Source organism: Hymenobacter gelipurpurascens (genome assembly GCF_900187375.1).
Classification (GTDB): Bacteria; Bacteroidota; Bacteroidia; order Cytophagales; family Hymenobacteraceae; genus Hymenobacter; species Hymenobacter gelipurpurascens.
This window is the reverse complement of record NZ_FYEW01000001.1, coordinates 1,598,963-1,620,525: the sequence shown is the minus strand read 5'-3', so window position 1 is coordinate 1,620,525 and position 21,563 is coordinate 1,598,963. Positions and strand designations below refer to the sequence as shown.

Annotated in this window: 17 protein-coding genes; 7 read left to right on the top strand and 10 right to left on the bottom strand. The window is 56.9% G+C overall.

Going from position 1 to position 21,563, the window contains the following annotated elements:
- Nucleotides 1–64: 64 nt before the first annotated feature.
- A complete protein-coding gene (locus CFT68_RS06910) occupies nucleotides 65–958 on the top strand; it encodes a DoxX family protein (RefSeq protein ID WP_088842654.1) in 894 nt (297 codons plus the stop codon).
- A gap of 411 nt (nucleotides 959–1,369) precedes the next feature.
- Complete coding sequence (locus CFT68_RS06905; protein ID WP_245815298.1) at nucleotides 1,370–2,104, top strand: phenylalanine 4-monooxygenase; 735 nt, start codon at nucleotides 1,370–1,372, stop codon at nucleotides 2,102–2,104.
- Nucleotides 2,105–2,211: 107 nt separating this feature from the next.
- Here the strand turns inward: CFT68_RS06905 and CFT68_RS06900 are convergent, their stop codons facing one another.
- The 6 genes from CFT68_RS06900 to CFT68_RS06875 all read right to left on the bottom strand — a co-directional run bounded on the left by CFT68_RS06900 (nucleotide 2,212) and on the right by CFT68_RS06875 (nucleotide 8,111).
- The gene (locus tag CFT68_RS06900) at nucleotides 2,212–2,682 is read right to left on the bottom strand and encodes an Mpo1 family 2-hydroxy fatty acid dioxygenase (RefSeq protein ID WP_088842652.1); all 471 of its coding nucleotides are present in this window, start codon (nucleotides 2,680–2,682) and stop codon (nucleotides 2,212–2,214) included.
- 127 nt (nucleotides 2,683–2,809) lie between these two features.
- Nucleotides 2,810–3,667: a dienelactone hydrolase family protein gene (locus CFT68_RS06895; RefSeq protein WP_088842651.1), complete on the bottom strand. Its 858-nt coding sequence runs from the start codon at nucleotides 3,665–3,667 to the stop codon at nucleotides 2,810–2,812.
- A 122-nt stretch (nucleotides 3,668–3,789) separates the two neighbouring features.
- Nucleotides 3,790–5,106, bottom strand: coding sequence for an ABC1 kinase family protein (locus tag CFT68_RS06890; RefSeq protein WP_088842650.1), 1,317 nt, complete (start codon nucleotides 5,104–5,106; stop codon nucleotides 3,790–3,792).
- Nucleotides 5,107–5,240: 134 nt separating this feature from the next.
- Nucleotides 5,241–5,918, bottom strand: coding sequence for a TetR/AcrR family transcriptional regulator (locus CFT68_RS06885; RefSeq protein ID WP_088842649.1), 678 nt, complete (start codon nucleotides 5,916–5,918; stop codon nucleotides 5,241–5,243).
- A gap of 70 nt (nucleotides 5,919–5,988) precedes the next feature.
- On the bottom strand, nucleotides 5,989–7,308 hold the full coding sequence (locus tag CFT68_RS06880) for a cryptochrome/photolyase family protein (protein ID WP_088842648.1): 1,320 nt from the start codon (nucleotides 7,306–7,308) through the stop codon (nucleotides 5,989–5,991).
- Nucleotides 7,309–7,397: 89 nt separating this feature from the next.
- Nucleotides 7,398–8,111 (bottom strand): SDR family NAD(P)-dependent oxidoreductase, encoded by a 714-nt coding sequence (locus tag CFT68_RS06875; RefSeq protein WP_088842647.1) that lies wholly within the window; start codon nucleotides 8,109–8,111, stop codon nucleotides 7,398–7,400.
- A 157-nt stretch (nucleotides 8,112–8,268) separates the two neighbouring features.
- Between CFT68_RS06875 and rhuM the strand changes: the two genes are divergently transcribed.
- From rhuM to CFT68_RS06860, 3 genes are all read left to right on the top strand, one after another.
- Nucleotides 8,269–9,246: a virulence protein RhuM/Fic/DOC family protein gene (gene rhuM, locus CFT68_RS06870; RefSeq protein ID WP_088842646.1), complete on the top strand. Its 978-nt coding sequence runs from the start codon at nucleotides 8,269–8,271 to the stop codon at nucleotides 9,244–9,246.
- Between the two features lie 130 nt (nucleotides 9,247–9,376).
- Nucleotides 9,377–12,826, top strand: a complete 3,450-nt coding sequence (locus CFT68_RS06865) for a pyruvate carboxylase (RefSeq protein WP_088842645.1) — start codon at nucleotides 9,377–9,379, stop codon at nucleotides 12,824–12,826.
- 209 nt (nucleotides 12,827–13,035) lie between these two features.
- Nucleotides 13,036–13,800 (top strand): hypothetical protein, encoded by a 765-nt coding sequence (locus CFT68_RS06860; RefSeq protein WP_088842644.1) that lies wholly within the window; start codon nucleotides 13,036–13,038, stop codon nucleotides 13,798–13,800.
- Between the two features lie 55 nt (nucleotides 13,801–13,855).
- Here the strand turns inward: CFT68_RS06860 and CFT68_RS06855 are convergent, their stop codons facing one another.
- On the bottom strand, nucleotides 13,856–14,314 hold the full coding sequence (locus CFT68_RS06855; protein WP_088842643.1) for an META domain-containing protein: 459 nt from the start codon (nucleotides 14,312–14,314) through the stop codon (nucleotides 13,856–13,858).
- A 107-nt stretch (nucleotides 14,315–14,421) separates the two neighbouring features.
- Here CFT68_RS06855 and CFT68_RS06850 point away from each other — a divergent pair, with 107 nt between their 5' ends.
- A complete protein-coding gene (locus CFT68_RS06850; protein WP_088842642.1) occupies nucleotides 14,422–15,756 on the top strand; it encodes a M20/M25/M40 family metallo-hydrolase in 1,335 nt (444 codons plus the stop codon).
- A gap of 126 nt (nucleotides 15,757–15,882) precedes the next feature.
- Here the strand turns inward: CFT68_RS06850 and CFT68_RS06845 are convergent, their stop codons facing one another.
- The 3 genes from CFT68_RS06845 to CFT68_RS06835 all read right to left on the bottom strand — a co-directional run bounded on the left by CFT68_RS06845 (nucleotide 15,883) and on the right by CFT68_RS06835 (nucleotide 20,436).
- On the bottom strand, nucleotides 15,883–16,734 hold the full coding sequence (locus tag CFT68_RS06845; protein WP_088842641.1) for a transporter: 852 nt from the start codon (nucleotides 16,732–16,734) through the stop codon (nucleotides 15,883–15,885).
- A gap of 192 nt (nucleotides 16,735–16,926) precedes the next feature.
- The gene (locus CFT68_RS06840; protein ID WP_088842640.1) at nucleotides 16,927–19,398 is read right to left on the bottom strand and encodes a M1 family aminopeptidase; all 2,472 of its coding nucleotides are present in this window, start codon (nucleotides 19,396–19,398) and stop codon (nucleotides 16,927–16,929) included.
- A 135-nt stretch (nucleotides 19,399–19,533) separates the two neighbouring features.
- Nucleotides 19,534–20,436: a DUF5996 family protein gene (locus CFT68_RS06835; protein ID WP_088842639.1), complete on the bottom strand. Its 903-nt coding sequence runs from the start codon at nucleotides 20,434–20,436 to the stop codon at nucleotides 19,534–19,536.
- 209 nt (nucleotides 20,437–20,645) lie between these two features.
- Here CFT68_RS06835 and CFT68_RS06830 point away from each other — a divergent pair, with 209 nt between their 5' ends.
- Nucleotides 20,646–21,524 (top strand): alpha/beta hydrolase, encoded by an 879-nt coding sequence (locus CFT68_RS06830; RefSeq protein ID WP_088842638.1) that lies wholly within the window; start codon nucleotides 20,646–20,648, stop codon nucleotides 21,522–21,524.
- Nucleotides 21,525–21,563: the final 39 nt, after the last annotated feature.

Genomic DNA, 21,563 nt, shown 5'->3' with positions numbered 1-21,563 from the left:
GGGGCGCTTGCGGAAGGGGCAGAGGAGACCTTTGGCTGACTCATCAACCTAAACTCCTGCTACCATGAAGAAGCTCCTCTTTTTCGCTCCCGCCTTGCCCTCTCGCCTCATGGAGGCCGCGTGGCTGCTCTTTCGGCTCCATCTAGGGCTCTCTATTGCCATTGGTGCCGGCTGGTCTAAGCTCGTTAACCTGACCACTACGCAGGAACTAGCCAAACTCACGACGCAAGGCAGCGCCCTTGGCCCTCCTGACTGGTTTGTGCAGCAAGTGGCTCAGCTAGGTTTCACGCAGCCTTCGCCGTACTTCTGGGCAGCACTGGCAGCCTGGGGCGAGTTTGCGGGTGGCCTACTGATTGCGCTAGGCTTACTCACACGCTGGAGCGGGGTGCAGCTGGCTATCCAGTTTCTGGTAATTGCCTTCCTGTGGTACGATGCGCCAGAGCCACTCCTAGGTATGTATTACCAACAGCTGCTGTTCTGGGCCTTTGTGCTTGTGGCGGCGGTAGGTGGCGGGCGCTACTCCCTAGATTATGCCCTAGGCCACTCCGCCGCGGTGCGCCCTCTACTCCAGCGCCTGCTACCCAGCCGCCGGCTTACGGCAGCGGCGGCGGTCTGCCTCACACTGGTTTCCGCCATAGCGTGCTGGGGCGGCAATCTGCACTCCAACCTGTTTATTGAGCCCGGCAAGCAGTTTGTGCTGGGCGGTGGCCAGCGCGGAGCGTTCAGGGTGGCGGCTCATAACATTGGTAAAGTGCCGGTTGAATTCAAGGAACGGCCCGCGGGTGGTGGCATCTTTGGTAAGGCAACGTTGGCCCCAGGACAGAAAGCGACGCTCAAATTTATGGCGGGCTCTACGGCAGTGCTGCTGAACCCCTCCGGCCAACAAGCCAACCTCGACCTAACCGTCACGGGAGATACCAACCTCCGGATGGACTATGAGAGCACAGGAAAGCCTTAGCTTCTTGTTTCTACCAATCAGCAACTAACCCCTTCCTGCTTTTGAGTAGTGGTATTGAGCGCAGGTGGCCTGTGTATTCTAAAGGGGTAAGCGCAATATTTGATACGATTATGCAATAATACCCATGAAATGAAAAGGGGTGCGAAATACTTGACTATGATTATGCTTAAAGTAGGTGCGAAAAAAAGCATACTCTTTGCATACAATCTATTTCAGTATTTCTCTATATTTGTATCATCATGTTCAACTATTCCGCAAAGCAAGTCTGCCTAACCAATATTCGTCCTATGCAGGACGAAGTCGGGCTGCATTGCCGGTACGGAAGCTAAGAGCAACATGCTACTTCACCTCTGAAAACCAGTAAAGGCCCGACTCCGAAAGGAAATCGGGCCTTTTTTTATGTCTACAACTATGCTTCAGCAACACTACGACCGATACATGGCGCAGGACCAGTTGGTTTGGAAAGTATTGTTCGACCGCCAGACCGCCCTTCTACATAAGCGGGCCTGCTCGGCTTTTGCCCAAGGTCTGGCCGCGGTGGGCTTCCACCGCAATGCTATTCCGAACTTTGCAGAGGTAAGCCAGCGCCTGTATAAAGCCACTGGCTGGCAGCTGGAGCCCGTAGAAGGCATGCTCAATGATGCCGATTTCTTTGGGTTGCTGGCCCAGCGCAAGTTTCCGGCTACTGTCTGGATCCGATCCATGGCCCAGTTCGACTTCATCGAGGAGCCCGACCTGTTTCACGGCGTATTTGGGCACGTGCCCTTGCTGATGGACAAGGCCTTTGCTGATTTCCTGCATTTCCTAGGCTACGTAGCCGCTCAGCACTTGGACGATGACGTGGCCCTTACGCGTCTGGAGCGGCTATATGGCTTCACGGTGCAGTTTGGCTTGGTGCAGGAGCGCGGCGAAACCCGCATGTACGGCGCTGGTCTGCTGTCCTCTTCCGGCGAAATTCACCATTGCATCGGCGACGTAACCCGCCGCTTCCCCTTCGATCTGGCCACCGTGCTCCAGACGCCTTACAGCGAAGCGCACCTGCAGGACCAATACTTCCTGCTCAACAGCTGGGACCAGCTCACAGAAAGCGTGGCCGAACTAGCCGCCTTGCTGGCCTCCAACTGGCAGCTGAAGCCTGTAGAATAACTTTTTGATTTCCAGTTTATAAGCTACGGGCCAACTTGCTACATGCAGGTTGGCCCGTTTTATTTTCCATGAAACGGCAAATGAAGCCTGTAAAAATCTGGTTCAGCTTAATACTGCCAGCCCAAACGGCGATACACGAAGTGCAGCAGCCAGAGCGGGCCGATGAGCAGAAACTGCAGGTCTTTGAGGAATGAGGGCTTTTTGCCTTCTACCTTATGCCCCCAAAACTGCCCAACCCAGGCCAACACAAACACAATCAGGCAAATTGCCCACAGCGGTAGCGTCGCCCCCGCATCTACGAGCCGTAGGCCACCCGCCATAGCCACCCAGACGAGCAACATCCCGATGGCCAGCCGCACTGAAAGCCGTAGGTAGTACGCCAGCGCCAGTGCCATTACCAAGGTGCCCCAGTTCAGCCACGGGCTGATCTGTCGCAATGCATCTGGCACCGGAATCGACCAGAGCAGGCCCAGAATCGAGAACATAATCAGCGGCACACATACCCAGTGAACCAGCTTATTGGTCGGGTTCTGGTGACTTTCGCCATACTCAGAAAGCAAGGAGGGGAGAGCAGACATGAGGGAATGAGTTGGTGGGTTTATTAGGAGCCAGGGCGAGGATAAAAGGTACGGGTTTGAGCCTACAAAAGAAAAGGAGCTGACCAGTAGGCCAACTCCTTTCTGGGAAGCAGAAAATGCTGCAGTCTTATCCTTTCAGCTTGAAGTTCTTCTTCAAATAAGCCACGGCGGCGGTGTGTGCATCGGCAGCGTAGGCTTTGCTGTATTTGGGGTTAGAAGGGTTAGCGAAGGCGTGGTCGGCATCGTAGCTCTTGATGGTCACCTTCTTCTTGGCGGCGGCCATGTCCTTCTGGAACTGCGCAACCACCTCAGGGTTGATCCACTTATCCTGGCTGGCGAAGATGCCCAGCACGTCCGTATTCAGGGTTTTGAGCTTGGCTACATCTTTCTCGGGCATGCCATAGTACATCACGCAACCAACGGCCTTTGGGCCAGCCAGCAGCGCGGTTTGCAGACTCCAGCCGCCGCCAAAGCACCAGCCTACGCTGGCAATCTGGGCTTTGGGGCCAGCATACAGCAGGGCCCCTTTGATGATGGCCTGAGCACGGTCGGTTTTTACGCCCTGCATGAGCTTGCCGGCTTGGTCGGGGTCGGTGGCTACCTGGCCATCGTAGAGGTCGAGGGCAATGATGTTGACGCCGGGCAGGTCTTTGGCGTACTGGGCGGCTTCTTTCTTGATATAGTCGTTGAGGCCCCACCACTCGTGAATCACAAACAGGTACTTATCGGAGCGGATGTTGCTCTTGATTTCGAAGGCCTTGCTGGTCTGGCCATCGGTGGTCTTGAACTCAATGGTTTCGCCCTCACCGGCATAAGTATACGGTAGAGGTGCATCGTGACCACCCGAGAAATCCTCGTTAGAAGCCAGCATGGCAAAGGTCTCAGTGGCCGTTGCAGGCTTGGTGCAGCAGCTCATGGCGCTTTGCGCCGAAGCCATAGTAGCGGTGCTCAGTAGCGCCGCAAAAAGGGTCCAGATTTTTTTCATGGAGGGGAAGAAATGAATGAAGAAATGCCAGCCTGACTTCCCAATTGAGGAATCAGGCTGGCATCATAAACTGGCAGCTGCCTATTAGGTTTTCAACCCGAACGGTTGAGCTTGCAACAACGCTAGGCCACCTCTGCGGTCCGGATAGAAGCGCGCAGTTCCGTTAGCAAGGCATACAGGCCTACGTAGGTTCGGTTGAGGTAAATGAAGTGCTCGGAGCCGCGCGGCTCGCGCTGCTGGCGCAACTCTGGCTGCTGCATCAGGTCGTCGCCGAGGGCGTAGAGGCTTTGCATGTAAGCAGGGTCGCCGAAGTCGAACGAGGTCTGGCGAAACGGCCGGCCGACGAGCTCCAGGGAGGCCTGCATGGTACTCACGTAGAACGTGCGCTTGGCAGGGGCATCCTCGGGGCGCACCACGCCGGCTTCTTCCAGCAGGGCAGTAAGCCGGGCCGTATCAGCCAGCGTTTCGGGGAGGAGCAGGGAGGTGAAGAGTCGATGCACATCGGCCGGAATTTCCTTTACGCAGCCAAAATCCAGTACCCCCAGCGTCCCGCCCTCATCGGAGCGAAGCAGGAAGTTGCCGGGGTGCGGGTCGGCGTGCACGGTGCGCAGCGTGTTAAGCTGGAACATGTAGAAGTCCCAGAGCGCCTGGCCTAGCTGGTTCCGAACGGCTTGGGAAGGCTCCGTCAGCAGGAACTCCTTGAGGTGCTGACCGGGCAGCCAGTCCATCGTCAGGATGCGGACCGAGGACAGCTCGGGGTAGTAGTTTGGGAACTGCAGGTGGCCTAGGCCAGCGCAGGCAGCCGCAATTTCCTGGCCGCGGCGCAGCTCCAGGGCGTAGTCGGTTTCCTCAATCAGGCGAGCCTCCACTTCCTGCATGTAGGGCCGCACAGTTTCCTCGGAGAGGCCTAGGACGCGCAACGCAATGGGTTTTACCAGCCGGATATCGGAGCGGATACTGTCGGCCACGCCGGGGTACTGCACTTTCACGGCTAGCTCTAGGCCACCTTTACGGGCAAAATGTACCTGCCCGATGCTGGCCGCCTGCCGGGCCTGAATATCAAACTCCTCGAAGACCTCAAACGGCGACTTGCCAAACGCATCCCGAAACGCCTTTACCACCAGCGGCCCCGAGAGGGGAGGAGTCTGGTACTGCGCCTGGGCAAACTGGTCGGCGTAAGCAGTGGGCAGAATGTTCTTCTCCATGGCCAGCATCTGGGCCACTTTCAGCACCGAGCCTTTCATCTCGCTAAGCGCGCCGTACAGCTCGGCGGCGTTGGCCACATGCAAGTCTTCCGAAGTTGATTCGGCACCTACAGCCCGCTTGGCGTAATGCTTCACGTAGTTGGCGCCCACATTAAGGCCGGTTTTGGCAAAACGCGCCGCCCGCGCCACTTTGGTGGTGGGCAGGGAGGAAAGCGACTTTTGGGGTTCTTCCATGTAATGCAGATATGTAGTAAAACAGTCATGCTGAGCTTGGCGAAGCATCTCTACCGCTTCGCCTGCATTGATTCAACGACGAGGTAGAGATGCTTCGCCAAGCTCAGCATGACCATTCAATAAAGTCAAAAAGCTTACTTCCGGCGTACCAGAAAGCGCACGAAATCCACGGCGGAATCCAGGGTGTTGGGGCCTACCAGGTCGAAGCTCAGGCGAACGGCTTTCTCCACGGCGGCATCGGTGCGCTCGAAGTCCACGGTATCGTCTTTGGCGAAGTAGCCCAGCACAAACAGCATCTGCTGCCAGAAAGCGCGGGGGTACTGATCCTCAACCAATCGGCGGGTAGCCACTTCCTCGGTACGCCGGCCTTCCCGCAGAATCTGACCTACAAATTCTTCATATTCCTGACGGAAATCATCGAGCACACGAGGCGTGAGGCCCGGAAACTCCGGCATGGAGCGGTGCAGCGAGTTCAGGGCGTAGCTGCGGTTGCGCTTCAGGATTTCCAGCAACGTGTAGTAGAAACCCAGTAGCTTTTCGCGGGCTCCGTATTGCGCCCAAACCGGCTCACTGGCCGCCGTAGTGCGGGCTTCGCGGCCGAAATCGGCCCACAGCTCCCGGTCGATGGCGGCGAAGTTGGCGTAGAAACGGTAAAACTCCTGCTCCGGCAGGCCTAGCTTTTGGGTAAGCTTATACACCGAGGCCGGTGGCGTGCCTTTGCGCAGCACATAGTCGAGGTAGGCCTGCTTGATGCGAGCTTTCGGGGTAGCTGCCGTTTCGGGCGCGGCGGATGGTGAAGGTTGCTGTTCCATAGTTCAGGTATAACCGGGAATACCGGGGTGTGGTTCGGCCGAAGCGCCTCTAGTTCAGAAAGAAATTGGCCTAAACAGACGCTTTATAGGCTGCCCGAAGTGTGTCGATGGCGCGCTGACGGGCAAACTTGTGGTCTACAATGGGCTTTGGGTACTCACAGGTGCCAAACTCCGGTACCCACTGCCACACGTAAGCAAAGGTAGGGTCGTATTGCTCCTGCTGACTTTGCGGGCTGTACACCCGAAACCAGGGCGCGGCTACCACGCCCGTGCCGGCCATCCATTGCCAGTTGCCCACGTTCTGAGCCATATCGTAATCCAGTAGCTTATCGGCGAAATACTTATCGCCCCAGCGCCAATCAATGAGCAGATGCTTCACCAGAAAGCCAGCCGCGGCAATGCGGGCCCGGTTGGGTATGTAGCCGGTCTGGTTTAGTTCGCGCATCCCGGCATCTACGAGTGGGTAGCCGGTTCGCCCTTCGCACCAAGCCTTAAATTCCTCCTCATTGTTCCGGTATGGCACCTGGCGCAGCCGCGGGTCGAAGCTTTCGGTGGCGGTGCCGGGGTAATGCCAGAGCAGCATCATGAAGTAGTCGCGCCAGATCAGCTCGGCCAGCAGCTTCGGGTTCAGGTCGCGGGCCTGCCGCATGAGTTCCCGTACGCTGAGGGTGCCAAACCGCAGATGCACCGAGCGCCGGGTGCTGCTATCAACCCGGCCCGGCGTGTCGCGGGTTAGGTGGTAGTTGCGCACCAGGCTCTCAGCCGGCAGCTCCGCCGCGGGCACTTCCTGCCTAAATTCCTCGAAGCCCATATCGGCCAGCGTAGGCCGGGGTGGGGCATCGGGCAGGTGGCCTAGGTGCTCCGTAGTGTACAGCTCGGCCGATGGATAGGGGCGTAAGTGCTCGTCCTGGAGCTTTTCGAGCCAGGCTTTCCGATAGGCCCCAAACACGCGGGCCGGCTTCCCCGACTTGCCCAATAGCTCATTTTTAGCGAAAACCACCTGGTCTTTCAGCGCCTGGAAGGTGGCGCCGTGCTGCGCAGCCAGTGCGGCAATGGCATTGTCGCGCTCGGCCGCGTAGGGTTCGTAATCTTCGTTAGTGAAGATGGTGGCCACCTCATACTGTGAGAGAAGCTGCGCAAACACCTCCAATGGGCGACCATACAAAGCCAGAAAGGCGCCGCCTTGCTGCTCCGTCTGGCGGGCTAGGCGCTCCACTTCCTGATGGATAAAAGTCACGCGGGCATCGCGGCGCGAAGGCAGCAAATCCAGAATCTCCCGGTCGTAGATAAACACCGGCACTACCGGAAAGCCACTTTGCAAAGCCGCCGTAAGGCCTGCGTTATCGTGTTGGCGCAGGTCGCGCCGGTGCCAGAACAAGGTGATTTTCATAAGCTATAGCGCCGGCTTTTCGTAGCCAGATAGAGGAAAGAAGGCGTAAGGAAGTGGCCTAGAAGGTAGTCAGAAGACAAGCTAATGGCCTATTTCAGCCGACCCATACCGCCATCCACGGGCAGCACCTGCCCCGTAATGAACGAGCTATGGTCGGAGAGCAGGAATGAGGCCATGTAGGCCAGGTCCTGGGGCTCGCCAATGCGCTGAAGCGGGTGGCGTTTGGCGCCAGCCTCTACTTTCTCGGGGGTGCTGAGCAGGGCAGCGGCCAGGGGCGTATTCGTGAGCGAAGGTGCCACGGCATTCACCCGAATGCCGCTGGCGGCATATTCGGCGGCTAGGGCGCGGGCCAAACCTTCTACGGCTGCTTTGGCCGTAGCAATACTGGCATGAAAGGCCATACCCGTTTCGGCCGCCACGGTGCTGAATAGTACCACCGAGGCGCCGTTGGCCTTTTTTAGACGCTTCATGGTGGCCTGCAGTACCTGCACGGCGCCCATCACGTTTAGCTCAAAATCGGCGCGGAAATCATCGGCCGGAATCCGCTCAAAAGGCCTCAGTTTGATGCTGCCGGGGCAGTACACCACGCCGTGTAGTACTTCCGGTAAGCCATCCAGTGCGGTGCCCATCGGTTGGGTCACGTCGAGCTCCAGGAAGGTGGTTTCCAGCGCGGCCAGCTCCGGCGAGAGGTGGCGCGAAGCAGTGTATAAGTTGGCGCCCAACTCGTGAAGCAATTGAGCAGTAGCCAGGCCTATGCCCGAGGAAGCCCCAACGAGCAGAATGTTTTTGTCGGCAAATTTCATGAAGCAGTTCAGGTGAGAAGCGGTAACTGCTAACTGAGCCGCACCGCGAAAGTTTTGGCGCTTTGGCTTCGTAGGCCAGTGAAAAGTGGGCTTTGGTTATGTGTGCTGATTCTGCATATTGCTGAATTGCTATTCTTTTTTGCATCCTAGCCTTATCATGGAGCTTACGCAGGATATCCTCTTATACCAATCGGCTGATGGCCAGACCCAACTCGATGTGCAGCTGCAGAACGAAACCGTGTGGCTTAGCCAGGCGCAGATGGCGGAGCTTTTTGGTCGTGAACGTAGTGTGATAACCAAACACTTACGTTCTGTATTTCAGTCTGAGGAGTTGGATGAAGAAAGCAATGTGCAAAAAATGCACATTGCTTTTTCTGACAAACCCGTGACGTATTATAACCTCGACGTCATTATTTCTGTCGGGTACCGTGTCAATTCCAAAAAGGGCACGCAATTCCGGCAATGGGCGACGCAGGTGCTCCGTCAGTTCCTAGTGCAGGGCTACGCGCTCAACGAGAAGAGACTGGGCGAAGACGCCCGTCAGCTCACGGAGCTGAAACGCCTGCTCCGCCTGCAAGGAGAACTGCTGGAGAATCAGGAGCTAACGCCTGACCAAACTACGGCTCTGCTGCGCGTACTCAGCGATTACGCCCGGGCCTTGGATGTACTTGACCAGTACGACCACCAGCGGCTGCGAATTACGCGCACCTCGCCCGAAACGCCGTTTGAGCTAACCTATGAGGCCGCCATGCAGGCAATAGATGGCCTACGAAAGCAATTTGGGGGTAGTGTGCTGTTCGGGCGGGAGAAGGATGCCTCATTCGAAAGCTCTGTGCGCACGATTTACCAAAGCTTTGGCGGTGAAGAACTCTATCCGAGTGTCGAAGAAAAAGCGGCCAATCTGCTCTACTTTGTGGTGAAGAATCATTCGTTTTCTGATGGCAACAAACGCATTGCCGCATTCCTTTTCGTGTGGTTCATGGACAAGAACGGTTGCCTGTACAAACCTGATGGCTCCCGCCGGCTCGCCGATAATGCACTGGTTGCCCTCACCTTACTCATTGCCGAAAGCAAACCCATTGACAAAGAGGTGATGGTGACCCTGGTAGTAAACCTGATAAACCAAGAAAACTAAAATTACTGGTTAAATCCTAGGTATTTAATTCCTGCGAAAAATAGCATAACAGCAAATATTCGCTAAATCTTCTGGGCGTATTCCGTAGCTTGCAGCACGCTTCTCTCTACTCCAAACACCGTATCCCAAGATGAATATCCGCAAACTGCTGGTCGCCAATCGGGGCGAAATTGCCATTCGTGTCCTCAGAGCTGCAACCGAATTGGGCATTACTACTGTCGCTATCTATACCTACGAGGATCGCTACTCCTTGCACCGCTACAAGGCGGATGAGGCCTACCAGATTGGGCGCGATGATGAGCCGCTGAAGCCCTATCTCGATATCGAAGGCATTATCCGGATGGCCAAGGAAAACGGCGTCGATGCCATTCATCCCGGCTACGGTTTTCTGAGTGAAAACGCCATACTGGCCCGGCGCTGCGGAGAAGAAGGTATCATTTTCGTAGGCCCCCGGCCCGAAGTGATGGAGGCGCTTGGTGACAAGGTGGCGGCCAAACGCGTAGCGGTGCAGTGCCAGGTGCCCATCATTGAGAGCAGTGAGCAGGACCTGACCGACGTGGATATTGCCAAAACAGAGGCCCACCGCATCGGTTACCCCGTGATGCTGAAAGCCGCTTCCGGCGGGGGGGGGCGCGGTATGCGCGTAATCAGGGATGATGAAGAGCTGGAGCGTGGCTTCTTTGAGGCGCGCAACGAGGCCCTGAAAGCCTTCGGCGACGATACCGTATTCCTGGAGAAGTTTGTGGAGCGGCCCAAGCACATTGAGGTGCAATTGGTAGCCGACAACTATGGCGGCCTGATGCACCTCTACGAGCGCGACTGCTCCGTGCAGCGGCGCTACCAGAAAGTGGTGGAAGTGGCGCCCTCCCTCAACCTGCCCGACCACATGCGCCACCTGCTCTATGAGTATGCGCTACGCCTGGGCCGGGCCGTGAACTACAACAACGTGGGCACCGTGGAATTCCTGGTGAACCCCGAGCACGACCGGATTTACTTCATTGAGGTGAACCCACGCATTCAGGTGGAGCACACCGTCACGGAGATGATTACGGGCATCGACCTGATCAAAACCCAGTTGCACATTGCCGATGGCCGCCACCTCGCCGACCCCGAGATAGGCCTAGGGCCCGATGTCAAGCCCCTGAAAATTGGGGTGGCCATTCAGTGCCGCATCACCACGGAAGTGCCGGAAAACGACTTCAAGCCCGATTACGGTACCATCACGGCCTACCGCTCGGCAGGCGGCTTCGGTATTCGCCTCGATCAGGGCTCAGTATACACCGGCGTGAAGGTGTCGCCGTTCTTTGATTCCCTGCTGGTAAAGGTGTCGGCGCACGCCCCAACGCTGGCCAGCGCGGCCCAGAAGATGGCGCGCACGCTGGATGAGTTTCGGGTGCGCGGCGTAGGTACCAATATCCAGTTCCTACAAAACATCATTGCCCACCCGGTTTTCGCGGCGGGCGAGGCCAACGTCGATTTCATTAAGGACCACCCCGAGCTGTTCAAATTCAAGGCCCGCCAGGACCGCGCCACCAAGGTGCTCAGCTTCCTCGGCGATGTAATTGTGAACGGCAACCCCGACGTGAAAGGTCATGTGGATGAGAAGCGCGAGCTGCGCAAGCCGCGCCTGCCGCAGTACGACCCCGGAGTGGCCTACACGCCCGGCACCAAGGACAAGCTCACGGAGCTGGGCCCCGAGGAATTTTCCAAGTGGCTGCGGGCCGATACTGCCATCCATTATACCGATACCACGCTCCGCGATGCCCACCAAAGTCTGCTGGCCACGCGCATGCGCACCTTCGATATGCTGAAGGTGGCCGAGCGCTTTGCCAAGCAGCATCCCCAGACGTTTTCGCTGGAATGCTGGGGCGGCGCTACGTTTGATGTGGCTTTGCGTTTCCTGCACGAAGATCCCTGGGACCGGCTGGCCAAACTGCGCAAAGCCGTACCCAATATCCTGCTCCAAATGCTGATCCGGGGTGCCAATGGTGTCGGCTACAAGGCGTATCCGGATAACCTGACGGAGCGCTTTGTGCAGCAGGCCGCTGAAACCGGCATCGACGTGTTCCGCATTTTCGATTCTCTGAACTGGATGCCCGGCATGGAAGCCTGCATTGGCTTCGTGCGCAACAAAACCGATCGGCTCGCGGAAGCCAGCATCTGCTATACCGGTGACATTCTAGACCCCAAGCGGAACCGTAAATACTCCCTCGACTATTACCTCCGCCTGGCCAAGCAGATTGAGGATGCCGGCGCCCACATCCTGTGCATCAAGGATATGGCCGGCCTCTTGAAGCCTTACGCCGCCCAGGAGCTGATTACTGGCCTACGCGACACCGTAAGCCTGCCCATTCATCTGCACACCCACGACACCAGCAGTCTGCAGGCCGCTACGTATCTGAAGGCGGTGGAAGCGGGCGTGAACGTGATTGATGTGGCGCTGGGTAGCCTTTCGGGCCTCACATCACAGCCCAACTTCAACAGCGTTGTAGAGATGCTGCGGGGCCAGCCGCGCCACCGCGAGTTCAACCAGTATTCGCTCAATGAATTCTCGAACTATTGGGAAACTGTGCGCGAGTATTATTACCCGTTTGAGTCGGATCTGAAGGCCGGCACCTCTGAGGTGTTCCAGCACGAGATTCCGGGCGGACAGTACTCCAACCTGCGGCCCCAGGCGGCAGCCCTAGGCCTATTGGATAAGTTCGAAACCATCAAGAGCACCTTTGCTGATGTAAACCTGCTGTTCGGGGACATCGTGAAAGTCACGCCTTCTTCGAAAGTGGTGGGGGATATGGCGCTGTTCTTGGTTTCCAACAACCTCACCACCGCCGATGTGCTGGAGAAAGGTCCGAGCCTGAACTTCCCCGAATCGGTGCGGGAGCTGTTCCGCGGCGACATCGGGCAGCCGGAAGGAGGGTGGCCTACGGACGTGCAGAAGGCTATTCTGAAAGACGAAAAGCCCTTCACCGACCGACCCAACGAGCATCTGGCCCCCATCGACTTTGACGCAGAGTGGAAGAAGTTCGAGGAGAAATTCGGCGCGCGCGGCAAGTTTACGGATCTGCTTTCCTGGCTGCTCTACCCCAAGGTGTTCGAGCAGTATTGGGCGCACCTGCAGCAATACGGCGAGGTCAGCATCATACCGACGCCCGTGTTCTACTATGGTCTGGAGCCCGGCGAAGAAACCATCATCGATATTGCGAAGGGCAAGAGCATCATCGTAGGCCTGCAATCCATCGGGCCCGTGAACGATGACGGCAACCGCACGATCTTCTTCAACCTCAACGGCCAGACCCGCAACTTGGAAGTGCGCGACACCAGCGTGGAAGTGAAGCGTGTGCACAATGCCAAAGTAGACAAAGCCAACCCCCACCAGATTGGAGCGCCGCTGCAGGGCATGCTTTCCCGTGTGCTGGTAAAGGATGGCGAGGAAGTAAAGCGCAATGCCCCGCTCTTCATCATCGAAGCCATGAAGATGGAAACCACCGTCACGGCCAATGAGGATACCGTCATCAAAGGCCTGCACCTGGGCGAAGGGACATTGGTAAACGCCGATGATCTAATCCTTACACTGGGCTGATAACCGTTTCAATGTCCGCTAGGCCACTCTGCTTATGTGCAAATAAGGCCTCTGCTTCCCGGGAAGCAGAGGCCTTATTTATTTCATATCTGTACTTATATTTAATGCACTTCAAGGGTGCCAACCCGTGGCATCTGGGAAGCCTCGCAATAGTGAGTACAGACCATCAACCTTACTACAATATTCCTTTACCTACTCGCAAACCAAGAATGAAAAAGCCTCTGATAGGAATATCCTTACTGCTATTCACCAGCCTGTATATAAACGGTACAAACTGCCAGGCTCAAACCAAAACGACAACTCCTGCTAACAAGGAACAACAGGCAGTGGATCAGCTACGCTCTGCAAACAGTGCTGCGGATGACACCTACTTCATCTTCAACCATCGTTACCAGGGGATAAAAGGAACTCCTTTTTTGTCGCAATACTGGCAAAAAGCTGATTTGCGCCTGCAAAGTGATAAGGTGATGAAAGATGTGCCCATCAAGTATGATCTGATGGAAAACAAGCTGATTGCCCTACGAAAGGAGGGCGATTCAATAATCCTGGCTTCGGGGTTGGTAAAAGAGTTCGTACTACACGATATGGCCCTGAAACCCTTGATGGAGCCAGTGGATAAACTGTACAGGCGCTACAGTTTCCTGCAGGATTCTAAACTAGTCGACGCCTATTTTGAGGTGTTATCGGAAGGGAAAGAAGTGGTGCTGCTAAAGCGCGTGAGAAAGAATATGATGCGTGCCAGCCAGGAGGCCAGCTACAACACGGGCAATAACGCCGACCAAATCCTATCTAGAACGGAATACTATGTATTTGCTGCTAATGGCAAAGCAAAACCCGTGAAACTAAGCCGAAAAGGCCTGGACAAGGCCCTCGAAGAAGTAGGGGTTGCCAGCCGTGCAGGCCTAACAAACAGCGTAGTAGTCAGCTCAGAAAAGGAATTGGTCTCGGCATTCCAGTTAGTAGCAGTCCGGTAACCTTATTTCATTTTGAATGATAAAAAGGCCTTCTCTTATTCAGAGAAGGCCTTTTTTATGGCCGGCTTGCCAGCAGTTCTGCCAAAGAAGCCGCAGTTTTATTGTCGTAGAGGCGCAGCGTGTCGCCGCTGATGCGGTAGGCGCGCGTGCTGCGCAGGGCCTGCATGAAGCGGCTTTCAATCAGCAGATCCGGGCAGTTCATTTTGGTAAGCAATAGCTGCCCAAATCGGAGCTGGCCTTCTACGGGCAGCTCAAACGAACCTCTGAATCGGTTACAGCCAATCTGACCCTCCACGTAGGTTTCAGTAGCGCTCAGCTGGAAGTAGATATCATTGCCGGGACTAACGGCTAGTGGCTGCATATCAAGTGAATAAAGCGCCCAACGAGTAGTGTGCAACTCGGCGGTAGGAGGGCTAAGTGCAGATGCCGACTTGGGAGCGCGGCTTGGCTGGCAAGAGACCAATAAACAACTGATAGCGAAGCAGCTGGCTAAAAGTAGGCTGTGGCTATGCATAAGGCAGGTGAGTGAGTGCTAACCAAAAGGGAATAATGTCCTGAAAAAAGAAGCTGAATGTGCAAGCTCTTCCACTTCGGGATAAGACAAAATGGCTACATTCGGGAATGAAAACCGCTCTTTTTATCTCTCTCTTACTCTATTGCACGCAAGCAGCTTTCGGCCAGAAAAAAACCGTTGTTACTAAATCAGCGGGCGTGGCGTCTGCTACAGTGGAACGGGTTATACGTACCCTGGCAGCCGATGATATGCAGGGCCGTGCCTCTGGCACGCCCGGCAGCCAGAAAGCTGCCGAATTTTTAGCCGCTGAATTTCAACGTATTGGTCTGCAGCCACTACCTGGCCTACAAGGCTTTGCGCAAACTTTCCCCACGTATGAAGTGCGTACCGCCGCCGCATTTGTTTCCATCAACGGCGCCAAAGTAAGCCCCGATAAAGTTCTGCTGATTTCGGGGCAGGCGCACCTGAACTGGACAAATGCCGACGAACCCGCGCCGCGCATTATAACCGTAGCGGCCGATGGCAATCTGATGCGCGAAGTCCGCCCGTTGCTGGACCCCAAAGAGAATACCATCGTCTTTGTAGATCCTGCCCAGGCCGCCGCTTTTACTCGCCTGGCGGGCTACATGAAGCGCGGTGGCCTACGCCCCGATAAGCCAGCGGAATTTACTACGCTGGTGGTATTGGGCACACCGCCGCCCACCCCGCTTAAGTTTATGGTAGCGGCAACTACTACCATCCGGACGGTAGAACTGCGCAACGTGGTGGGCATGCTGCCCGGCAAAGAAGAAGGCCGCGCTGCCGAGAAGGTGGTGTTCAGTGGCCACTACGACCACCTCGGATATTTGGCGGCTCTGAAGGGCGACTCCATTGCCAACGGAGCCGACGACGACGCCAGCGGCACGACCGGCGTGGTGGCCCTGGCCGAGTATTTCAAGAAAAAGGACGACAATGCCCGTTCCCTAGTCTTTGTAGCATTCGCGGCGGAAGAAATAGGGGGCTTTGGCGCTAAGCACTTTTCGCAGCAGATAGATCCTAAGCAGGTGGTGGCCATGTTCAACATCGAAATGATTGGCAAACAGGCCAAATTTGGCCCCAACACCGCCTTCATTACGGGCTTCGATAAGTCGGACTTCGGAAAGATGCTGCAGGAAAACGCGAAAGGCTCTGTATTCCGCTTCGAGCCCGACCCGTATCCCGAGCAGAACCTGTTTTACCGCTCCGATAATGCCACGCTGGCCCGCCTGGGCGTGCCCGCCCACACCATCAGCACCGACCAGATTCCGACCGATAAACTCTACCACAGCGTTGATGACGAGGTTGAGTCGTTGGATTTGCCCAACATGACGGCCGTTATCACGGCTATCGGACGCAGCGCGGCCGGTATTATATCAGGCAAGCAGACGCCCGCCCGCATTGCTCCTGAGCAGGTAAGCAAGTAAGTCGCCCTAGGCCACCAAACACAAGGACCTGATCCTTCCCTGAACGTGTCATCTATCTGACAATCGTTCGGGAAGAATCAGGTCCTTTGAGTGAAGCAATGGGCGAGAAGGCCGCTAAGCCACGGGCTACTTGCCCAGACGCATGCTCAGGCCGCCCCCTACATTGAAGCCACCCGCTGCGCCAGTCAAACCGTGTCCGGCATTCACATCGAAGCGTAGGCCAGGGAGTGGGCGCCAATAAACCCCGGAGGTGAGGCCCGGCAGCCAGCCCTGCTGACGCTGCCAGGTAGCATACGTTTCCGTAAAGAACCCGAAATGATTAGCGGCATCAAGCGGGCCATTGAGCGCCAGAGTAGTCAGGTATTGGCCTTGTTTGGTGCCCTCAGCTTTGAAGCCGCGCTGCCGGAAGCCAAAGTTGCCTTCCAGCCCAAAGCGCTGGCCTAGCTGCTGCGAAACCAGCAGGCGGGCGCCGGGCTCGTATTGTTTCTCACCGAAGCTGGCATTACCGTTGCGCAGGTTCATATCCAGAAGAAGCACTACTTGGGAAGGAGCGTTCTGCACCGTGGAAGCCAGAAATTTGGCTCCTACATTGAGTGGTGCAAAGCCGGCCGGGCCTGCGTAAGGAGCAGGTGTGCCTTCCGGGGTGAGTGGCCGAACATCGGGCGTGCGCAGGTAGTTCTGGGTGGCGCGCAGCTCAATGTGGTTGAAGAAGCCCACCCGCAGCGTATTGCCCCAGGCAGTGCGGCCGGCGTAGCCTACGCTACTACTCCGGTCGTAGCTGTTCAGGCCGGTTTCAATCTGAAACTGCCCCGGATAGAGCATGTTGGTGGTGATGGTTTGGCCCGGCCGGTCGGGGCGAATAAGGCGCACAAACGGCGAGTCGCCGTTTTCCAACTGGGGGTCAGTGGTCTGGGCCAGGGTGCGGGCCGCGCCGGCGAGCAAAAGCCCGGCGGCGGTCAGCAGGATGGTCTTTCTCATGACCTCTCCGACAACCCCCTTCTGGTAAAAGTTCGATTTTACCAGGAAGATGAAACCCTAGCAGTCCAATCTCGTTGCGCTTGCCTAGCCAGCGAAAACCACCTAATTCGCTTGTTATAGGCCGTATAGCCAGAAAAAAAGAGGCCTAGCATTGCTAGGCCTCTTTTGAAAAAAGCAAGAAAATATACTGGCCTAGGGAGCCTGCTTGATGGCCTGCATGGCCTGCTGCACCGTGGCCTGCTGGTCGGCGGGCTTGGCTTTCGCAATCTTATCCAGCATACCGAGAATAGGCTCATCGACGCCGTATTTCTTGTAGTCGACGGCCAGTTTCTGCATGCGCTCTACACCTTCCTTGAGCACGGTGGCATCGTTGAGGCGGGTGATAAAGCTGACCATGCTTTCCAGCATATTGAACTTGCCCTGCACCCCGGCTGCATCGAACCGGTCGCGCACAAACGTCCAGGAGCTAGCATCGCCGTACTCTGCATACACGCTGGATACCGCGTTGGTCAGGCTGGCGTGGGTGTCGTTCTGCAAGGTTTTGGCGCGGGCCAGTGCCTTGGCGGGCTGCACAGCAGCTAGGCCTTTAAGGGCAGCACCTTGCACGGCGTACGACTGGCTGTTAAGCGACTGCGTGAAGGTTTTCTCGTCCTTCTTGTCCTTCAACTGGCCTAGGGCCGTCAGGAGCGCGGCTTGGTTGTTGGTGTTTTTCTCCTTTGCCAGCTGTTTGCGTAGTACCGGCGCGGCAGCTTTCCGCACAGCTTTGTCGTCGAGCTTCAAGCCCGACAAGGCGGAGAGACGTAGGCCAGCGTACTTATCATTGAGAGCCGAAATCAGCAGCGTACGGGCTGCGGCATCGGTGGCGGGCTTTGCAGCAGCGGCGGCTACGGCCTCGCGGCGGTCTACGAAGCGAGGGGCATTTTTATACTGATATGCGAAGTCCTCAAAGGGCTTGTTATCGGTTTTCTGCCACAATAGTACCTTGTCAGCATCCACGTTCACTAAGTTGGGCTTGCTGGCCGCCGGGAAGCGGAAGGTTTCGGTAGCCTGGCGCATAACCACTTGGTGGCGCTGGGGCTTGCCGTTCACGTACACATCCACGGCCATCGGGAGCTGGAACACCTGGCCCGGCTGCGTTTGCTTGATGGTCACGGCTTGCTCCTTACGGGCCGCATCGTAGGCGTACTCAATATTTACCACGGGATGCCCCGAGTTGAAATACCACTGGTTGAAGAACCAGTTCAGGTCCTGGCCCGAAGTAGCTTCCAGGGCGAGGCGTAGCTGATGTGCTTCGCCGTTGGCGAGGCGGTTGTCGGTGAGGTATTTCTTGAGGCCCGCGAAGAACACGTCGTCGCCGAGGTAGCTGCGCAGCATGTTCAGAATCTGGCCGCCTTTCTGGTAGCTCACCAGATCAAACATGTCTTCCTTATCGGCATAATGGAAGCGCACGAGGTTCTTTTTGGCATCGGCGGGGCTGCGCAGATAGTTGCGCATGTACTGGTAGGCGTGAGCATCGGCGGCGTCCTGCCCGTATTTATGCTCGGCCCAGAGAGCTTCGCTGAAGTCGGCAAACGACTCGTTCACGGTCAGGTTGCTCCAGCTTTCGGCCGTTACCAAATCGCCAAACCACTGGTGGAATAACTCGTGGGCAATAACCGATTCGCCGTTGGCGTACTCGGCGTCCAGCGCCTCGCGGGCATCTTTCTGCAGAAACTCGCCGTGCAGCGTGGCCGAGGTGTTTTCCATGGCGCCGCTCACGTAGTCGCGCACCACAATCTGGGCATACTTATTCCAGGCATATTCTACGCCCAGGCGCTCGGAGAAGAACTCCAGCATTTCGGGCGTATTACCGAAAATCTGCTTGGCGAAAGGCGCGTATTTGGGCTCCAGGTAGTAGCTAACTTCCTTGCCGCGCCAGGTGTCTTTGGCAATTTTGAAGTCGCCCACCGCCATCATGAACAAGTAGGGCGAGTGGGGCAGCTCCTGCTTCCAGGTATCGGTGCGGGTGCCGTCGGAGTTGGTTTTTTGCCCGTCGAGGCGGCCGTTGCTGAGCGTCACGTAGCGCGCAGGCACCGTCATGCTGATTTCGGCGGTAGTCTTCTGGTTGGGCTTGTCGATGGTCGGAAACCAGGCCGACGATGATTCGGTCTCGCCCTGAGTCCAGATCTGGCGGGGCTTGCCGGCCTCCGTGCTGTCGGGGTTGATGAAGTATAGGCCTTTGGCATCAGATATAGCCGCGCTGCCTTTCACTTTTAGCTCATCGGGCTTGGCCGTATACTCAATATATACCGTGTACTGCTGGCCGGGCGCGTAGAGCTTGCCGAGGTGCACCAGCAGCTGCTCCTGGTTGTAGTCGTACTTCAGCGTGCTGGTGGCAGCGCCGTTCACCATCGTCACCGACTTGATATCCATGCCTTTGGCATCTAGCCGCAAGGAGTCGGTGGCGTAGGCCACTGGCTGCAGGGTCACCCATTCTTTGCCATAGAGGTAGCGCTTGGCGTAGTCGAAGCGCACATCCAGCTTGGTGTGGACGAGCGCGTTGACTTTGCGGGCCGATTCGCGGTAGGGGAGAAGCGCGGCGGAGTCGGGGCGGGCGGCCGGCGACTGAGCGAAGGCCGGAGCCGCGCCCAGTAGGCCCAGGCTCAGCAGGAAAGCTTTTGTCATGGAAAATAGAGCAAGGATTCAGGCTGCTAGTTGCAAACTTTTCGGCACAGATGCTGCGGCACGGCGCACACTTTTTATAGCCTTTTCCAGCATCAGAAGTGCCGCTAGGCCATTAGCCCGCGAAAAGCAAGTGGCCTACGCAGGCTGCCGCTCCAGCGCTGTGCGCTCCCAGTGGCCTAATGTAGCTCCCGCTTCGTAGGTGCTCTGCAGAAATTGCCGGAGGGCTGCAGCCGGATCCGGGGAAGTGCGCACGGCTTCATAGGGCAGCAGAAACTCGCCTAGCTCGGTGCTGTAAAATGCCTCTTTCGGCTGTACAGGTACGTCAGCAAACCCGGCAGGAGCAGGGGCGGTGTAGGCGTAGAAGGCCGCTTCCTGCCCATTGCCACCGGGCCAGAACCCGTGGCTGATAACCTCGTGCGAATAGGCTTCGCGGGTGATGCTGTCGGCACCTTCGCGGGGTGGGGCGGTCCGGCCCGAAAAGCGGGTAACGGCCAGATCAAACGAGCCCCAAAAGAAATGTACCGGGCTACACTTGCCGATAAACTCCGACCGAAACGACTCCAGCACCGGCGCCATCAGGGTGAGGCTGCGCCAGAAGCGGTGGGCCGCGGCAGCATCGTAGCTGGCATGCTGCTCGTCCTGCTCGAAGGGAATAGGATGCTCAAGCTCCACTGGCACGGGCCAGATTTTTACCTGAATACCTAGCTCATCAAGTAGGCGCATCACTTCGCGGTAGAAAGCCGCCACAGAGCGGGGCTCCAATGCCAGTTTGCGCTCCGCTCCATCACTGCACCGAATAATGAGTTGGTGGTCAAGGAAGTCGAAATCAATTTGAAAGGAGCGCTCCTCGTAGGGCATGGCCGTGGTGGTGAGGCCCCGCGCCGTTAGGTAAAGCGGCACGTTCCACCAGTGGTTCACGAGCGGTGTTTGGGCCAGCCGGATTTTGCCCACAATCTGCGTCCACATGTGCAGGGTGGCAAGCGTATCGGCCCAGTCGGCGAGCGGAAGAGGAGGCCAGGAGGTGGATGGCGTAGACATAACGTAAGTAGGATAGGCCACCGGCACTGGCCTAGGCCAGTACTGGTGAGGTGACTTCGGGAAAGAAGATCGTTATTTTCTGCTTAACTAAGTGGCCTAGGCCTCGCTTGCTCCGGAATCTGGCGAAACCAGCGGGGCCGGGCAAGCTGAGGCCCGCAACGGCTGCACCACAACTTGCGTCTGTAGCTCTTTAAACCCACCTAAACTCTATGAAATCTTTACGCCTGTTCTTGTTGCTGCTGCTATTGGGCATTGCTTCCCGGTCTTTCGCAGCCAAAGTCGATACGCTGGATATTCCCAGCGCGGCCATGCAGAAAACCTACCGGGCGGCAGTGGTGCTGCCAACTTCCTACGCCAAGAATAAAAAGGTGGCCTACCCCGTGCTCTACCTGCTGCACGGGGCCTACGGCCACTTCAACGACTGGATTTCCAAGACGCCCGACAAAACGCTGTTGCATCGTCTCGCTGATCAGTATAACCTCATCATTGTGACGCCAGAGGGCGAAACCTTCAGCTTCTATCTAGATAGCCCCGTGAATAAGGCCAGCCAGTTTGAAACCTATATCACCCAGGATGTTATCGGGAAAATTGACAATACGTACCGCACCGTGCGCAGCAGCAAAGGCCGCGTGATTACGGGCCTATCCATGGGCGGACACGGCGCGCTGTATCTCTCGGCTCGGCACCCGGAGCTGTTTGCGGCCGCCGGCAGCATGAGCGGCGCGCTGGATCTGTCCATCACAAACCGCAAGCTGAACCCCGATGAAGCCAAGCAACGCCAGTCGCTCTTTAACCCCATTCTGGGGCCCGAGACGCCGGCGCCCAGTGTGTACAGTGCCAACTCCGTCGTGAATATGGCCGACAAGCTGTACAGCAACGGCCTGCCGCTCATCATCGACTGCGGCGTGGATGATTTTCTGATCGAGATAAACCGCGAGCTGCACCGCCGCCTGGTCTACAACCACACGCCACACGACTATACCGAACGGCCCGGCGCGCATACCTGGCAATACTGGGAAAACGCGCTGCCCTATCATGTTCTGTTCTTTCAGAAGGTGCTGAAAGCAAATGCCGTAGCGGTGCAGTAAAGCAAGTGGCCTAGGCCAGTAGCCCACAGTACAATATGC

Bases quoted from the DNA above. Each gene is read 5' to 3' on its own strand.
- CFT68_RS06910 (WP_088842654.1), top strand. From the start codon at position 65: ATGAAGAAGCTCCTCTTTTTCGCTCCCGCCTTGCCCTCTCGCCTCATG.
- CFT68_RS06905 (WP_245815298.1), top strand. From the start codon at position 1,370: ATGCTTCAGCAACACTACGACCGATACATGGCGCAGGACCAGTTGGTT.
- CFT68_RS06900 (WP_088842652.1), bottom strand. From the start codon at position 2,682: ATGTCTGCTCTCCCCTCCTTGCTTTCTGAGTATGGCGAAAGTCACCAG.
- CFT68_RS06895 (WP_088842651.1), bottom strand. From the start codon at position 3,667: ATGAAAAAAATCTGGACCCTTTTTGCGGCGCTACTGAGCACCGCTACT.
- CFT68_RS06890 (WP_088842650.1), bottom strand. From the start codon at position 5,106: ATGGAAGAACCCCAAAAGTCGCTTTCCTCCCTGCCCACCACCAAAGTG.
- CFT68_RS06885 (WP_088842649.1), bottom strand. From the start codon at position 5,918: ATGGAACAGCAACCTTCACCATCCGCCGCGCCCGAAACGGCAGCTACC.
- CFT68_RS06880 (WP_088842648.1), bottom strand. From the start codon at position 7,308: ATGAAAATCACCTTGTTCTGGCACCGGCGCGACCTGCGCCAACACGAT.
- CFT68_RS06875 (WP_088842647.1), bottom strand. From the start codon at position 8,111: ATGAAATTTGCCGACAAAAACATTCTGCTCGTTGGGGCTTCCTCGGGC.
- rhuM (WP_088842646.1), top strand. From the start codon at position 8,269: ATGGAGCTTACGCAGGATATCCTCTTATACCAATCGGCTGATGGCCAG.
- CFT68_RS06865 (WP_088842645.1), top strand. From the start codon at position 9,377: ATGAATATCCGCAAACTGCTGGTCGCCAATCGGGGCGAAATTGCCATT.
- CFT68_RS06860 (WP_088842644.1), top strand. From the start codon at position 13,036: ATGAAAAAGCCTCTGATAGGAATATCCTTACTGCTATTCACCAGCCTG.
- CFT68_RS06855 (WP_088842643.1), bottom strand. From the start codon at position 14,314: ATGCATAGCCACAGCCTACTTTTAGCCAGCTGCTTCGCTATCAGTTGT.
- CFT68_RS06850 (WP_088842642.1), top strand. From the start codon at position 14,422: ATGAAAACCGCTCTTTTTATCTCTCTCTTACTCTATTGCACGCAAGCA.
- CFT68_RS06845 (WP_088842641.1), bottom strand. From the start codon at position 16,734: ATGAGAAAGACCATCCTGCTGACCGCCGCCGGGCTTTTGCTCGCCGGC.
- CFT68_RS06840 (WP_088842640.1), bottom strand. From the start codon at position 19,398: ATGACAAAAGCTTTCCTGCTGAGCCTGGGCCTACTGGGCGCGGCTCCG.
- CFT68_RS06835 (WP_088842639.1), bottom strand. From the start codon at position 20,436: ATGTCTACGCCATCCACCTCCTGGCCTCCTCTTCCGCTCGCCGACTGG.
- CFT68_RS06830 (WP_088842638.1), top strand. From the start codon at position 20,646: ATGAAATCTTTACGCCTGTTCTTGTTGCTGCTGCTATTGGGCATTGCT.